This is a genomic window from Aureimonas ureilytica DSM 18598 = NBRC 106430 (genome assembly GCF_000382705.1).
GTDB classification, from domain to species: domain Bacteria; phylum Pseudomonadota; class Alphaproteobacteria; order Rhizobiales; family Rhizobiaceae; genus Aureimonas; species Aureimonas ureilytica.
Genome location: NZ_ARQE01000004.1, coordinates 418760 through 433887, shown reverse-complemented (window position 1 = coordinate 433887; position 15128 = coordinate 418760). Strand labels below are relative to the sequence as shown.

Below are 15128 nucleotides of genomic sequence, written 5' to 3'. Positions count from 1 at the left end.
AACGCGCCGCTAACGCTCCGTCACAGGCGCAGGCGGCGCTTGGCGTCCTTCAGGACGGCCGGCAGGAGAGGGCGCGCCTCTTCAAGGCTCATGCCCGGCCGCAGGCGCTCGTCATAGAGCATGTTGACGATCAGCCGGTCGTAGGGCGTGAAATTGGTCAGGCGCGAGGTGTCGTTGAAGACGCTCTGGGGCGCGTCGGTGTTTTCGTTGAGCGGCCCGAGCCCCTGCAGCACCTCCTCGATCAGGCAGCGACGGAACAGGCGGTCGCCCTCGTCCGACACCACGATCGCGTCGGAGCGCGTGATGCCGCCCCGTCCATAGCTGGAGCGCACGATGCAATTGCCGGGCGTGTGGCCGAAGGGCCGATGATAGACCTGACGCCCGACGCGCTGGTAGTCGTCGCGATCCACCACATGAACCACGAAATTGGCCGCTTCGCCCCGGCCCGCCATGGCGATGTCGAGCCCGTCCACGTCGCGGTTCAGCTGGCGCACGAAGCCGGCGACGGCGGCTTTGCGGTCGATCTCGGCGGGGTTCTCGACCCGAACGCGCACCGGCCCCGCGAATTTCTTCAGGTAGCTGGAATCGCTGAACGCGCCGGTGATCTCGGCGCCGAACACCACCGCCTCGAAGCCGCGAATCAGGCCCGCGTCGTTGGGAAGCGACTGCGCCCCCGCCGGCAGGGCGAGAAACGCGAGGAGAAGGGCGAGCGCCGCAGCAACGGCCGGGCGGGCGCGAAACAGCGGGAATGGCGAAAAACGGGCAGGGAAAGCGCGGGCGGTCATGGTGGGCTCGTTGGGCGGCGTCCCCTTGTTTGTGCGGCGCAAGACTTGCCGAATGCAAGTCGCCTTCGGGTGAAGAATGGGGATCATCGCTTGCGCCGGGCCTCGGCTCGGCGGCACAAGGATCGGCATGAGCGAACTTGACGAGACGCCCGCCGAATCGGGTCTTCTGTTCGAGCCGGCCGGCACGGCGCGCTGCGCCTGGGCCGGCACAGGCGAGGACTATGTCCGCTACCATGACGCGGAATGGGGCCGGCCGAGCGCCGACGACACGAGGCTCTTCGAGAAACTCTGCCTCGAAGGCTTTCAGTCGGGCCTCTCCTGGATCACGATCCTGCGCAAGCGTGAGCGGTTCCGCGAGCGTTTCGAAGGGTTCGAGATCGAGCGCGTCGCCGGTTTCGACGAGGCGCGGATCGAATCCCTTCTCGCCGATCCCGGCATCGTGCGCCATCGCGGCAAGATCGCTTCCACCATCAACAATGCGCGCCGCGCGCTGGCGCTGCGCGAGAAGACGGGCGCGAGCCTCGCCAGCTTTCTCTGGCGCTTCGAGCCGCCGCCCGAGGAGCGGCCGGAGCGCATGACGCTGGCCTGGGCGCGCGCCAATCCCGAGACGCCCGCCTCGAAGCGCCTGTCCAAGGCGCTGCGAGCCGAGGGCTTCAGCTTCGTCGGCCCGACCACGGCCTATGCCTTCCTGCAATCCATGGGCTTCGTGAACGACCATATGGACGGCTGCTGCGTGCGGGGCGAATGCGAGGCGGCGCGCAAGGCCTTCGTGCGGCCCGTCTGAAACCGCGCGCGGCTTGGGGGGCGCGCGAAGCTCAAGGACGCGCGAAGCTTGCCGCTGCGGCTCGCGATGGGCTAGGACGCCGGGTAACTCAGTCCTTACCTATCTCGCAGGCAATCCCATGGCCCCCAAGAAGCCCACCCGCGTCAAGGCGCGCCAGCCGCGCGGCTTCGTGGATCGCAGCGCCGCCGATCTCTACGCGCAGGACAAGATGTTGGCGACGATCCGCCATGTCTACGAGACCTATGGTTTCGAGCCGGTGGAGACGCCCTTCTTCGAATACACCGACGCGCTCGGCAAGTTCCTGCCCGATAGCGACCGTCCCAACGAGGGCGTCTTCTCGTTGCAGGACGACGACGAGGAATGGCTCTCGCTGCGCTACGACCTGACCGCGCCGCTCGCGCGTCACGTGGCCGAGAATTTCGAGGAACTGCCCAAGCCCTACCGCTCCTACCGGGCGGGCTATGTCTTCCGCAACGAGAAGCCCGGCCCCGGCCGCTTCCGCCAGTTCATGCAGTTCGACGCCGACATCGTCGGCGCGCCCAACGTCTCGGCCGATGCCGAGATGGCCATGATGATGGCCGACACGATGGAAGCGCTCGGCATTGCGCGCGGGCAATATGTCATCCGCGTCAACAACCGGAAGGTGCTCGACGGCATCCTCGACGCGATTGGCCTCGAGGGCGACCAGGGCCGCCGCCTCACGGTGCTGCGCGCGCTCGACAAGTTCGACAAGTTCGGCGCGGAGGGCGTGCGCCTTCTCCTCGGCGCCGGGCGGTTGGACGAAAGCGGCGGCAAGGGCGACTTCACCAAGGGCGCGGAGCTCGACGCCGAGACGATCGCGCGCGTTCTCAAGATCTTCGACGCGGACGGCCTGTCGGGCGTGCGCGAGGCCTTCGGCGGCCATGCCGGAGTCGATGGCGGTTTGGACGAACTCGCGCAGATCGAGAGCTTCGCGCGCACGGCCGGCTACGAGGCGGACCGCGTGAAGATCGACCCCTCCGTCGTGCGCGGCCTCGAATATTACACCGGCCCCGTCTTCGAAGCCGAGCTTCTGTTCGACGTCGTCAACGAGAAGGGCCAGAAGGTGCAGTTCGGCTCGGTCGGCGGCGGCGGGCGCTATGACGGGCTCGTGTCGCGCTTCCTTTCGACTCCCGTGCCGGCCACCGGCTTTTCCATCGGCGTCTCGCGCCTCCAGACCGCTTTGAAGAATCTCGGCCGTCTCGACGGCGAAAAGCGCGCCGGTCCCGTCGTCGTTACCGTGATGGATCGTGACCGGATGGCCGACTATCAGGCGATGGCGACCAAGCTTCGCGCGGCGCTGAACGGCCCCGGCCAGCCCGTCGTGCCCGTCGAGGTGTTCCAGGGCAATCCGAAGCAGTTCGGCAAGCAGTTGCAATATGCCGACCGGCGCGGCGCGCCCGTCGTCGTCATCCAGGGCGGCGACGAGAAGGCGGCTGGTAAGGTGCAGGTCAAGGATCTCGCGCTCGGCAAGGAGCTTTCGGCCGGCGTCGAGGACAATGCCGAATGGCGCGAGATGCGCGCGGGACAGGAACTCGTGGACGAGGCCGATCTGGTTTCGGCCGTGAAGGCGATCCTCACCCGCGCCGGCGGGGCGGCCTGACGCTATGAGCCTTCTCACCGGTTCCGGGGCGGCGCGGCCGGGCGGCGGCGCTTCGCCCTTCGACGCCGAGCTTTCCGCTCTGTTCGATCGGCTCGGCGCCGTTCTCGTCGAGACGCCGCTCCTTCAGCGCGCCGAGCCCTATCTCGACACGGCCGGCGAGGATCTACGCCGCCGTATCTTTCTGACGCGCGGCGAGGGCGGCGAGACGCTCTGCCTGCGGCCCGATTTCACGATCCCCGTCTGCCTCGCCCATATCGAGGGTGCGGCCGGCCTGCCGCGCCGCTATGCCTATAATGGCGCGGTCTTCCGCCAGCGGCGGGGCGAGCCGGCGGAGTTCCGTCAGGCCGGCATCGAAAATCTCGGGGAGACCGACCGCGCCACGGCCGACGCCCACGCGCTCGCCGAAGCGCTGGCGGCGTTGCGCGCCTGCGGCCTCGAGGGTTCGCTCCTCGTCACCGTCGGCGATCAGGCGCTGTTCGAGGCCTTCCTGACCGCGCTCGACCTGCCGGCCGGCTGGCAGCGCCGGCTCGTGCGCTGCTTCGGGCGCGACGATCTTCTTCGGAACGCGCTGGCCGCCCTGTCGCGCGAGGCCGACGGCGATCCGCTCGACCTCGATCCGACGATCCGCGCGCTCCTGCGCGCGGGCTCGGCCGAGGCGCTGGCCGCCCATGTGCGCGCCATGATGGAAGAGGGCGGTCTGCCGCCCAACCGGGGCCGCAGCCCGGAAGAGATCGCCGAGCGGCTGATCGAGAAGATGGCGCTCGCCAACACGCGGCTGCGCACGGCCTATCTGGAACGCCTCAGCGCCTTCCTGGCGCTCGACTGTCCCATGAGCGAAGCCGCCGAACGGCTGGAGGAGATGGGCGCGGCCTCGGGGCTGGAATTCGGCGGCGCGCTGGCCTTCCTGAAGGCCCGCAACGCGGCGCTGACGGCGGCGGGCGTCGATCTCTCCACGATCCGCTACCGCGCCGCCTTCGGCCGCACGCTCGACTATTACACGGGCCTCGTCTTCGAGATCGCGGCTTCCGCCGACGGCGCGCCGCTGGTCGGCGGCGGGCGCTACGACCGGCTGGTCTCCTATCTCGGCGCGGCCGAGCCGATCCCGGCCGTCGGCTTCGCGCTCGACCTCGATCGCATCGCCGCCGCACGGGAGGTCCGGTCGTGACCCTGACGCTCGCCATCCCCTCCAAGGGCCGCCTCAAGGACCAGTGCGTCGGCGCGCTGGCCAAGGCCGGCATCACCGTGCACCCCAGCGAGGACGCGCGCTCCTACCGCACCCGCGTCGAGGGCGCGGACGGCTTGGAGGTTCTGCTCCTCTCGGCTTCCGAGATCGCGCGCGAGCTGCGCGACGGGGCGATCGATCTCGGCGTGACCGGCGAGGACTTGCTGCGCGAGACCATGCCCGATTTCGACGCGCGCGGGCGCATCGTCTCGCGCCTCGGCTTCGGCCATGCCGATGTCGTGGTGGCCGTGCCCGACAGCTGGATCGACGTCGACACGATGGAAGACCTCGGCGACGTCGCGGCTTCCTTCCGCCAGCGCCATGGACGCCGCCTGCGCATCGCCACGAAATACTGGCGGCTCTGCCAGGGTTTCTTCACGAGAAGCCACGGCATCCAGAGCTACCGGATCGTGGAAAGCCTCGGCGCCACCGAAGGCGCACCGGCGGCGGGCTCGGCCGACATCATCGTCGACATCACCTCCACCGGATCGACGCTGACGGCGAACCACCTACGCGTCCTGAAGGACGGGGTGATCCTGCGCTCCGAAGCCTGTCTGGCCTTGACGACGACACCGCGCTCTGCGGGCGACGACGCGGCGCTCGCCGATCTTCTGCGCCGTTTCGAGGGCTGACGAAACGAAAGCGGCCGCCCGAAGGCGGCCGCGGCGAAAGCTCGAGGGAGCAGGTGTCAGGCGCGACGCGAGCGGCCGTCCACCGAATAGGCACCGGCGCCGGCGGCCGCGAGGGCCAGGAAGCCGCCGCACAGGCCGAGATTCTTCATCAGGGCCGTGGACTGGTCCGGGCCCATATGGGCGACCAGAGCCGTCGCCACGCAGAAGGCGCCGAGCACATAGGCGACGAGCCGCGTCTGGAAGCCGACGAGAATGGCGAGGCCGCCGAAGAACTCCAAGGCGCCGACGAGATAGGCCATGGCCACGCCGCCCGGGATGCCGAGATTGCCGAGATAGCCGGCGAAGCCGGCAGCGCCCGCCAGCTTGCCGAAGCCGGCCACGATGAAGAGAATCGACAGAAGGATGCGGGCGAGAAGCAGGAGACCGGAATTCATGGGTTCGTCCATCGGAGCGGTGTTGCGATGGCGCGCACAGTGCCGAAGGCCCGCCCTTTGCGATAGAGATTCTTTGCGCGACTGATCGTCAAAGAAAAGCGTCCCAATCCGGGGGATTGGGACGCCTCATCAGACCAATCGTCTGGGGAAACGCGATCAGCCCGGACGGGTCATCGCCGCCGGATCGACGATCCGGTCATAGTCCTCGCCCGAGACGAGGCCGGAGGCGAGGGCCTCCTCGCGCAGGGTCGTGCCCTTCTTGTGGGCCGTCTTGGCGATGGTCGCGGCATTGTCGTAGCCGATGGTCGGGGCGAGCGCCGTGACCAGCATGAGCGACTGCTGCATGAGGTCCTTGATGCGGTCCTCGTTGGCCTTGATGCCGTCGACGCAATGCTCGCGGAAGCTATCCATGCCGTCGGCGAGAAGCCGGATCGAGGAGATCACGGCATTGGCGATCACCGGCTTGAAGACGTTCAGCTCGAAATGGCCCTGGGAGGCCGCGACCGTCACGGTCGTCTCGTGGCCGAAGACCTCGGCCGCGACCATGGTCAGCGCTTCGCACTGGGTCGGGTTGACCTTGCCCGGCATGATCGAGGAGCCCGGCTCGTTCTCGGGCAGCGAGAGCTCGCCGAGGCCCGAGCGCGGGCCGGAGCCGAGGAAGCGGATGTCGTTGGCGATCTTGAAGAGATCGGTCGCCAGCGCGTTGAGAGAGCCGTGGAAGAAGGCGAGCGCGCCGTGCGAGGCGAGCGCCTCGAACTTGTTCTCGGCCGTGCGGAAGGGCAGGCCCGTGAGCTTGGCGATTTCCTCGGCGATCTTCACGTCGAAGCCGACCGGGGCGTTGAGGCCGGTGCCGACGGCGGTGCCGCCCTGCGCCAGCGCATAGACGTCCTCGATCGCCTGTTCGATGCGGCGCTTGCCCAGCTTCAACGCGGCGGCATAGCCGGAGAACTCCTGGCCGAGCGTGATCGGCGTCGCATCCTGCGTGTGCGTGCGGCCGATCTTGATGATGGGATCGAACTCGCGCGCCTTCGCGTCGAGCGAGGCGTGGAGCGCGTCGATCGCCGGCAGGATGCGCTTGGTCGCCTCGATGGCGACGGCGACGTGAATGGCCGTCGGGAACACGTCGTTGGACGACTGGCCCATATTGACGTGGTCGTTCGGGTGGATCGGCTTCTTGGAGCCCATCTCGCCGCCGAGCATCTCGATGCCCCGGTTCGAGATCACCTCGTTGACGTTCATGTTGGTCTGCGTGCCCGAGCCGGTCTGGTAGACCACGAGCGGGAAGTGATCGTCGAGCTTGCCGGAGATGACCTCGTCGGCGGCCGCTTCGATCGTCTCGGCGATCTTGCCGTCCAGCTTGCCCATGGCGGTGTTGACGCGCGCGGCGGCCTTCTTGACGGTGGCCAGGGCGTGGATCACGGCGATCGGCTGCTTGTCCGTGCCGATGCGGAAATTGTTGAGCGAGCGCTCCGTCTGGGCGCCCCAGTAGCGGTCGCTCGCGACGTCGATCGCGCCGATGGAATCGGTCTCGCGTCTGGTGCTGGTCATCGGTCTTCCCCTCGCGACAAGGCGCCCCAAGCTTTTCGAGTCTCGAAAGCGGCGCACTCGCGCGGTTATCACGACAGATGCGGGGGGCGAAACCCTTCCCGTGCGCGAGAAGGCTCCGCACCAACGAAAAGAGCCAGCCTTGCGGCTGGCTCCTACGCAATTCACGCAACTGAAGACTCGGTCGGTCTGGCTCAGTGCTTCGAGCCGACCTGATCCTTCACGGCGTCCTTGACCTTGCCGTAGTTCTTCTCGGTCTTGCCTTCGACCTGGTCGGCCATGCCTTCGGCGCGCAGGCGGTCGTTGCCGACCAGCTTGCCGACGCCTTCCTTGATCTTGCCACCGAGTTCCTTGGCGCCGCCGGAGATTTCGTTCTTGTCGACCATGTCAGTCTCCCGAAATTTGATCGGACGCCGTGTCCGATTTTCGAGAAGGAGAACACGCATCGCGGACGATCCGTTCCCGGCTCCGTATTACATTTTAGACAGGATTCCGTAGATCTGCTGGAGCGCCAGCCCGCAGATCAGAAACCCGACGATGCGCAGAAGCAGCCGCTCGGGGATGCGTTTCACGGCATAGCCGGCGAGGGGCGCGGCGAGGACGCCGCCCGCGATCAGGCCGAGCACCGAGAGGGCATGGTCGGACAGATCGCCCGCTTCCTCCCAATGCCCGGTCAGGAGCGCGGCGAGAAAGGCCAGCGAGACCGAGAGCGTGACGAGGAACTCCGCCGCGTTCACCGTGCCGATGACGTAGCGCGGCTGACCGCCGGCGCCGAGGAGACCGGAGGTGACGATCGGCCCCCAGCCGCCACCGCCGACCGAATCCAGAAAGCCGCCGGCCGCGCCGAGCGGCGGCACGAGCGCCATCGGCGTCTGCGCCCGCGGCATCTTGCGGAAGGATCGCAGCGTCAGCATCACGCCGATCACCGCCAGATAGGCCGCGACGAAGGGACGGATCGTGGAGCCGTCGATCGAGGTGAGGACATAGGTGCCGAGCACGCCGCCGAGGATGCCGAAGGGCACGAGGCGCCAGAACAGCTTCCAGTCGATATTGCGATTGGCGATATGCGCCGTGCCCGACGCCGCCGTGGTGAAGAGCTCGGCCGTGTGGACCGAGGCCGAGGCGACCGATGGCGGCACGCCGAAGCTCATCAGGACCGTCGAGGAGATGACGCCATAGGCCATGCCGAGCGCGCCGTCGACCAGCTGCGCCAGCGACCCCACGAAGAAGAAGATGAAGAATTCACTCAAACGAACCGCCCCCGCAATGCGACCGAAGGCTTATTGGCGCGGGGAGGGGGCGCTGACAATGCACAGGCCCGTGCAAAACGACGGTGGGAACGCTAGATTCGGAGGGAACGGGAAAGGGAAGCGCCGCCCATGAGCCTTGCCAAGGAAAAACCCTATTTCGCCTCGCCGACCGACTACGAGGACGATTTCCACGCCTGGGCCTTCGAGCAGGCCGAGCTGCTGCGTCTCAAGCGGTTCGGGGAAGTCGATCTCGCCAATCTCGTGGAAGAGGTGGAAAGCATGGGGCGCGAGCAGCGCAATGCGCTTCGGTCGAGCTACCGCGTCCTGATCGCGCATCTTCTCAAATGGCAGTTCCAGCCGGCGCGGCGCTCGCGGTCGTGGCAGCTCACGATCGTGCGCGAGCGGGGCAACATCCTGGACCGCGAGCAGGACAATCCCTCCCTCAAGGCGACGGCGGAGACGATTGCGGACGAAGCCTACCGGACGGCGCGCCGTGAAGCGTCCGTCGAAACGCGGCTAGGGCTCGACATTTTTCCGCGCGGTTGCCCCTATTCGCTCGACCAGCTTCGCGATCAGGATTTCCTGCCGGAGTAACCCGGCCCATCGCATCCGGCTTCGCACAACGCCCGACACGAAAAAGCCCGGCGGATCGCTCCGCCGGGCTTTTCGATTTCGGGGCCTGCTGGCCGACCGGACTTAGAAGTCCATGCCGCCCATGCCGCCCATGCCGCCGCCGCCGGGCATCGACGGAGCGCCGGAGTCCTTGCGGGGCGCTTCGGAGATCATGGCCTCGGTGGTGACGAGAAGGCCGGCGACCGAAGCCGCGTCCTGCAGAGCCGAGCGGACGACCTTCACCGGATCGACGATACCGGCCTGGATCATGTCGCCATACTCGCCCGTCTGGGCGTTGTAGCCGAAGGTCAGCGAGCCGTTGTCGAGGATCTTGCCGACCACGATCGAGCCTTCGCCACCGGCGTTCTGGACGATCTGACGGATCGGAGCCTGGAGCGCCTTGCGGACGATCGCGATGCCGGCGTCCTGATCGGCGTTCTCGCCCTTCAGGTCGACCGCGTTGGACGCGCGCAGCAGAGCCACGCCGCCGCCGGGGACGATGCCTTCTTCCACGGCCGCGCGGGTCGCGTTGAGCGCGTCGTCAACGCGGTCCTTCTTTTCCTTGACTTCGACTTCCGTCGAGCCGCCGACGCGGATCACCGCGACGCCGCCGGCGAGCTTGGCCAGGCGCTCCTGGAGCTTCTCGCGGTCGTAGTCCGAAGAGGTCTCTTCGATCTGCTGCTTGATCTGGGCGACGCGCGCCTTGATGCCGTCGGCTTCACCATTGCCGTCGACGATCGTGGTGTTCTCCTTGGTGATGGAGACCTTCTTGGCGCGGCCGAGCATGTCGAGCGTGACGCTCTCGAGCTTGATGCCGAGGTCTTCGGAGATGACCTGACCGCCCGTGAGGATCGCGATGTCCTCGAGCATGGCCTTGCGGCGATCGCCGAAGCCCGGCGCCTTGACGGCGGCGATCTTCAGGCCGCCACGCAGCTTGTTGACGACGAGCGTGGCCAAAGCCTCGCCTTCCACGTCCTCGGCGATGATGACGAGCGGACGGCCCGACTGCACGACGGCTTCGAGAACCGGGAGCATCGCCTGGAGGTTGGAGAGCTTCTTCTCGTGCAGGAGGATGTAGGCGTCCTCGAGCTCGGCGACCATCTTCTCGGCGTTGGTCACGAAGTAGGGCGAGAGGTAGCCGCGGTCGAACTGCATGCCTTCGACGACTTCGAGCTCGGTCTCGGCGGTCTTGGCTTCCTCAACGGTGATGACACCCTCGTTGCCGACCTTCTGCATCGCCGAGGCGATCATCTGGCCGATTTCCTTCTCGCCATTGGCGGAGATGGTGCCGACCTGAGCGACCTCGTCGGAGGTCTCGATCTTGCGAGCCGAGGAGACGAGCGTCTCGACGACCTTGGCGACAGCCGCGTCGATGCCGCGCTTGACGTCCATCGGGTTCATGCCGGCGGCAACCGCCTTGGCGCCCTCGCGGACGATGGCCTGGGCCAGAACCGTCGCGGTGGTGGTGCCGTCACCGGCCTTGTCGTTGGTCTTCGAGGCCACTTCGCGCACCATCTGGGCGCCCATGTTCTCGAACTTGTCCTCGAGCTCGATCTCCTTGGCGACGGACACGCCGTCCTTGGTGATGCGAGGCGCGCCGAACGACTTGTCGATCACGACGTTGCGGCCCTTGGGGCCGAGCGTGACCTTCACCGCGTCGGCGAGGATGTCGACGCCGCGCAGCATGCGCTCGCGGGCGTCACGACCGAATTTTACGTCCTTGGCAGCCATGTTCTCGTCTCCTCGGCGCGCCGGAAAGCGGTCCGCGCCGTTTCAAGAAAGGGGATGGGGAAAGAAGCCGGGTCGATCGCTCGACCCTCGGGGTGATCGCTCAACCCCGAACGACAGCTCAGCCGACGATGCCGAGAATGTCGGATTCCTTCATGATGAGCAGGTCTTCGCCGCCGAGCTTGATCTCGGTGCCCGACCACTTGCCGAACAGGATGCGGTCGCCGGCCTTGACCTCGAGCGGGTTGACCTTGCCGGTCTCGTCACGCGCGCCGGCGCCGACGGCGACGATCTCGCCTTCCTGCGGCTTTTCCTTCGCGGTGTCCGGGATGATGATGCCGCCAGCCGTCTTGCTCTCGGACTCGACGCGCCGCACCACGACCCGATCGTGCAGGGGGCGGAAGTTCACGTTGGCCATCTCAGTCGAACCTTCTTGGCTTTGGGGGGATCGCGCGCCGGAGGCGGCGATCCGGGAACTTGGCACTCGCTGACGTGGAGTGCTAACGAGCCGCTAGATAGGAGAGCGGGTACGGCACTGTCAAGGCGGACGCAACGGCAAAGCGGTCGGGTCGCGCGACTGTAACCGATATGGTGAACGCGGCGAGTTCGACCGATTGCGGCAGAGGTTTCGAAAGATTCCCGGCCCATAAATCGGGTGAGGGAGGGTCGCGCCGGAAGGAATGCGCGCGGCCAACGATCGGAGTCGCATGGATCGTTCGTCGCATTCGTCGAAAAGCGCGCTCGGCGCCGCGCGCCGCTTCCGAGCGGATCGGGGCGGCAATTTCGCCATCGTCACGGCCGTGGTCTTCGTGCCGCTCCTTATGTCGATCGCCGCCGTCGCCGATATCAGCCTCTTCTATAGGGACCGGACGGCGGTGCAGAGCGCGGCGGACGCGGCGGCGCTGGCGGCCGCCAAGCAGTTCGCCCTGACCCCGGACGCGGCCGAGCTGCAGCGCTACGCGCAAAGCGTCTTCAGCGCCAACACCCAAGGGCTCACCCGCACCACCAGCGTCCTGAAATACGAGGGAACGGAGTGGACGCCGGGGGGCACGCGCGAGCTGCGCATTTCCGCCTGTTCCAGCTACGACCCGTTCTTCCTCTCCGCGCTGCGGATCTCCTTTCCCGGATTGAAGGGATCGGACTGCTCGCAGATGCAGAGCGTCGTCGCGGTCGGCTCGACCACGGTCGAGGTGGCTTTCGTTCTGGATACGTCGGGTTCGATGGGCGACAGCCCGGCCGCCGGCGGCGAGGCCAAGATCGCGACCCTGCGCACGCAGGCGACGAAGGCGATCAACACGATCTTCGGCTCGGGCGGCCCCTCCGGCTCGGAAGACCCCGTGCGCGTCGGCATCGTGCCGTTCTCGGGCGGGGTGAATGTCGGGCCGGAGCATCTCAACGACTGGTGGATGGACCCCAAGGGCCTGTCGCCGATCCACCACGAGAATCTGAGTTGGGGCGGTTCCGATCTTCTGCCAGGCATGGCTCCGGGGGTCATTCGAACACGCCAGCTCATCTACGCCTCGCTCGGCTCGAAGAACGCCGACTGGGCCTATCGCGGCTGCGTGGAATCGCGACCTGCGAAACATGCCCTTCTGGATACGCCGCCCACCGAACTCGACCCCACGACGCTGTATGTTCCCTTCTTTGCGCCAGACGAGCCGGACGATTCTCCATATAGTTTTCGCAACAGCTACGTGCGGGACGGAGTCGGTGGCCTTTGGAGCAATCCATCGTATGAAGAAAAAACCCGAAAGGTTGGAAAATACTTCCTCAACGTTCAGTCGCACGGCAGGTTGGGTGCGAACTACATCAACTCGCCGAGTTTCATGTGTGATTCGCCATCGCTGACCCCTCTGACCAAGGATAAATCCAAGGCACTCGGGGCCGTGCGAAATCTGACGGCGAGCGGCGCCACCAACGTGCCGCAGGGCGTCGAATGGGGCTGGAAGGTTCTGTCGAAGAACGAACCCTTCACGGAAGGGCGCGCGGCGGGAGAAGAGAACAACATCAAGGCGATGATCGTCATGACCGACGGTCAGAACACCTATTACAACTCCTACAGTCCAGCCGTTTCGGCCTTTGGCGCCTATGGCTACACCGGCTACGACGAACCCGGCCGGCCCAGCCCGGGCGTTCCGCGCCTGTTCGACTACAAGGCCGGAGTCTCGACGGCGACGACCGACGCGAACTACACGGCGGCCCTCAACGGGCGGCTGGCGGCCATCTGCGAGAACGCCAAGGGCGACGGCCGGATCAAGCTGAAGGACGGTTCGGGCGCGCAGCTGAAGGACGAGCGGGGGCCGGTGTCGCGCGACGGAATCCTGATCTACACGATCGCCTTCGACATCCCGCTTCAGTACCGGACCATGGTCAACGGTCTTCTGCAGGGCTGCGCCTCCTACAAGCTCAACGATCTGCGCAACACGAGCCTGCCGTATCGCGACAAGGGCAAGTATTTCTACAGCGCCTCCAACGCCAAGGATCTCGAAACGGCGTTCAGCGATATCATGGCGTCGCTGACCAACCTGCGCATCGCGCGCTGAGCGCGGCGGGCGGGGCAACGGGCCGCCTTGACCCGTCCCCGGCCGCTCCGATATCGCGGGGGCGCAGGACACGGGCGAAAAGCGAGAGCGCATATGGGGCAGACACTGGAAGCGATCGATCGGCTGACCGACGTGTCGGGCCGCTACGGCGCCGTGTTCTGCGACGTGTGGGGCGTGGTGCATGACGGCGTGGCGCAGAACCCGCCGGCGGTCGCCGCGCTCGCGGAGGCGCGCCGGGGCGGGGCGCAGGTGATTCTCCTCACCAACTCGCCGCGCCCGGCCGAGGGCGTGCGCGAACAGCTCGACGCGCTCGGCGTCCCGCGCGACGCTTATGACGCGATCGTCACCTCGGGCGACGCGACGCGCGCGCTGATCTCGGCCAATTCCCGTCGCGTCTTCCATATCGGCACGAAGCGCAACGAGGACCTGTTCGACGGGCTGCATCTGGAGCTTCTGGAGCCGGAACAGGCCGACCTCGTGGTCGCCACCGGTCTTTTCGACGACGAGGCCGAGACGCCCGAGGACTACGCCGCGCTGCTCGATCGGCTGGCCGCGCGCGACCTGCCCATGATCTGCGCCAATCCCGACATCGTCGTGCATCGCGGCGAGCGGCTGATCTATTGCGCCGGCGCGATCGCCAAGGTCTATGCCGAACGGGGGCAGGTGGTGCATCTCGCCGGCAAGCCGCATCCGCCGATCTACGATGTCGCGCGCTCGCTCCTGCCCAGAGGCGACGTGCCGATCCTGTGCATCGGCGACGGCATGTTCACCGACGTGAAGGGCGCCAACACGCTCGGCGCCGACTGCCTGTTCATTTCCGACGGCATTCATCGCGACGCGCTCGCCGAGGCCGGCGACGATCCCGCGCGCCTTGCCGAGGCGCTGGCGCGCGAGGGGCTGACGGCCCGTTTCGTCCAGCCGTTCCTGCGCTGACATGAGCGCGCTCGCGACGCCGATTGCGCGCTTCGGCTCGGCCGGCGACCTGCCGGAGCATCTGCGCGGAGGCGTCGTCGCCATCGGCAATTTCGACGGCGTGCATCGTGGCCATCAGGCCGTGATCGAGGCGGCGCGCACGGTGGCCGAGGCCGAAGGGCGGCCGCTCCTCTGCCTCACCTTCGAGCCGCATCCGCGCAGCGTCTTCCGCCCGCAGGCGCCGGTCTCGCGTCTGACGCCCGCGCCCCTGAAGGCGCGGCTTCTCGGCGCGCTCGGCGTCGAGGCCGTGGTGGAGCAGCGCTTCGATCTCGACTACGCGGCCCATCCGGCCGAGGCCTTCGTGACCGACACCCTGGCGCGCGATCTCGGCGCCGCGCATGTCGTGGTCGGCTTCGACTTCCGCTTCGGCGCGCGGCGGCAGGGCGACCTGCGCTTCCTGAAGGAAAGCGGCGCGCGGCTCGGCTTCGGCGTCTCGGCGGTGGAAGCCTTTGCCGACGAGGGGGCGCTCGTCGTCTCCTCCTCGCGCATTCGCGAGGACCTGATGAACGGCGACGTGGCGGCCGCGGCGGGGCTTTTGGGCTATCGCTGGACCTTCGAGGGCACGATCGGGCACGGCGCCAAGCTCGGGCGCACGCTCGGCTATCCCACCGCCAACATGATGCTCGGCGAGGACTGCGTGCTCGCCCATGGCATCTATGCCGTGCGCCTGCGCCGGGCGGACGGCGCGCTGCACGATGGCGTGGCGAGCTTCGGCCGCCGCCCGACCTTCGACAACGGCGCGGCGCTGTTCGAGACCTATCTCTTCGACTTCTCGGGCGATCTCTATGGCGAGGCCGCCAGCGTCTCGCTGTTCGGCTTCATCCGGGGCGAGGAGCGCTTCGACAGCGTCGAGGCCCTGGTGCGGCGCATGGATGTGGATGCCGAGGAGGCGAGGGCGCTTCTCTCCGGGGTGCGGCCCCTCTCGGCGCTGGATGCCGCGATCGCCTTTTGAACGGGCTTTATTCCGCGCGGCGCGGTTGATAGAGAGGGCGCATGCGGA

General features: G+C 67.3%; 15 protein-coding genes. 8 read left to right on the top strand and 7 right to left on the bottom strand.

Annotated features, from left to right (window positions below):
• Positions 1–20: 20 nt before the first annotated feature.
• A complete protein-coding gene (locus tag B146_RS0112035) occupies positions 21–785 on the bottom strand; it encodes a DUF2927 domain-containing protein (RefSeq protein WP_155897465.1) in 765 nt (254 codons plus the stop codon).
• 127 nt (positions 786–912) lie between these two features.
• Here B146_RS0112035 and B146_RS0112030 point away from each other — a divergent pair, with 127 nt between their 5' ends.
• The 4 genes from B146_RS0112030 to hisG all read left to right on the top strand — a co-directional run bounded on the left by B146_RS0112030 (position 913) and on the right by hisG (position 5044).
• On the top strand, positions 913–1569 hold the full coding sequence (locus B146_RS0112030) for a DNA-3-methyladenine glycosylase I (protein WP_019996696.1): 657 nt from the start codon (positions 913–915) through the stop codon (positions 1567–1569).
• A 118-nt stretch (positions 1570–1687) separates the two neighbouring features.
• Positions 1688–3190 carry a histidine--tRNA ligase gene (gene hisS / locus B146_RS0112025; RefSeq protein WP_019996695.1) on the top strand — a complete coding sequence of 501 codons (1503 nt, stop codon included), beginning with the start codon at positions 1688–1690 and terminating at the stop codon, positions 3188–3190.
• A gap of 4 nt (positions 3191–3194) precedes the next feature.
• Positions 3195–4355, top strand: coding sequence for an ATP phosphoribosyltransferase regulatory subunit (locus B146_RS0112020; RefSeq protein WP_019996694.1), 1161 nt, complete (start codon positions 3195–3197; stop codon positions 4353–4355).
• Positions 4352–5044: an ATP phosphoribosyltransferase gene (gene hisG, locus B146_RS0112015; protein WP_019996693.1), complete on the top strand. Its 693-nt coding sequence runs from the start codon at positions 4352–4354 to the stop codon at positions 5042–5044. Before B146_RS0112020 ends, hisG begins: the two co-directional genes overlap by 4 nt.
• A gap of 56 nt (positions 5045–5100) precedes the next feature.
• Here the strand turns inward: hisG and B146_RS0112010 are convergent, their stop codons facing one another.
• From B146_RS0112010 to B146_RS0111995, 4 genes are all read right to left on the bottom strand, one after another.
• Positions 5101–5478, bottom strand: coding sequence for a DoxX family protein (locus B146_RS0112010; RefSeq protein ID WP_155897464.1), 378 nt, complete (start codon positions 5476–5478; stop codon positions 5101–5103).
• A 156-nt stretch (positions 5479–5634) separates the two neighbouring features.
• Complete coding sequence (gene fumC / locus B146_RS0112005; RefSeq protein ID WP_019996691.1) at positions 5635–7026, bottom strand: class II fumarate hydratase; 1392 nt, start codon at positions 7024–7026, stop codon at positions 5635–5637.
• 191 nt (positions 7027–7217) lie between these two features.
• Entirely contained in the window at positions 7218–7409 is a 192-nt protein-coding gene (locus B146_RS0112000) for a CsbD family protein (RefSeq protein WP_019996690.1), read from the bottom strand.
• A gap of 87 nt (positions 7410–7496) precedes the next feature.
• A complete protein-coding gene (locus B146_RS0111995) occupies positions 7497–8273 on the bottom strand; it encodes a sulfite exporter TauE/SafE family protein (protein ID WP_019996689.1) in 777 nt (258 codons plus the stop codon).
• A 129-nt stretch (positions 8274–8402) separates the two neighbouring features.
• Between B146_RS0111995 and B146_RS0111990 the strand changes: the two genes are divergently transcribed.
• Positions 8403–8867, top strand: coding sequence for a DUF29 domain-containing protein (locus B146_RS0111990; protein ID WP_019996688.1), 465 nt, complete (start codon positions 8403–8405; stop codon positions 8865–8867).
• A gap of 102 nt (positions 8868–8969) precedes the next feature.
• Here B146_RS0111990 and groL read toward each other — a convergent pair whose 3' ends face one another.
• Both groL and groES read right to left on the bottom strand, forming a co-directional pair.
• Entirely contained in the window at positions 8970–10616 is a 1647-nt protein-coding gene (gene groL / locus B146_RS0111985; RefSeq protein WP_026358560.1) for a chaperonin GroEL, read from the bottom strand.
• 118 nt (positions 10617–10734) lie between these two features.
• On the bottom strand, positions 10735–11031 hold the full coding sequence (groES, locus tag B146_RS0111980) for a co-chaperone GroES (RefSeq protein WP_019996686.1): 297 nt from the start codon (positions 11029–11031) through the stop codon (positions 10735–10737).
• Between the two features lie 289 nt (positions 11032–11320).
• On the opposite strand from groES, the gene B146_RS25860 reads away from it, so the two are divergent.
• The 3 genes from B146_RS25860 (at position 11321) to B146_RS0111965 (ending at position 15080) form a co-directional block, all read left to right on the top strand.
• Positions 11321–13156, top strand: a complete 1836-nt coding sequence (locus tag B146_RS25860; protein ID WP_162141941.1) for a pilus assembly protein — start codon at positions 11321–11323, stop codon at positions 13154–13156.
• Positions 13157–13249: 93 nt separating this feature from the next.
• A complete protein-coding gene (locus B146_RS0111970) occupies positions 13250–14089 on the top strand; it encodes a TIGR01459 family HAD-type hydrolase (RefSeq protein WP_019996684.1) in 840 nt (279 codons plus the stop codon).
• A gap of 1 nt (position 14090) precedes the next feature.
• The gene (locus B146_RS0111965; RefSeq protein WP_019996683.1) at positions 14091–15080 is read left to right on the top strand and encodes a bifunctional riboflavin kinase/FAD synthetase; all 990 of its coding nucleotides are present in this window, start codon (positions 14091–14093) and stop codon (positions 15078–15080) included.
• Positions 15081–15128: the final 48 nt, after the last annotated feature.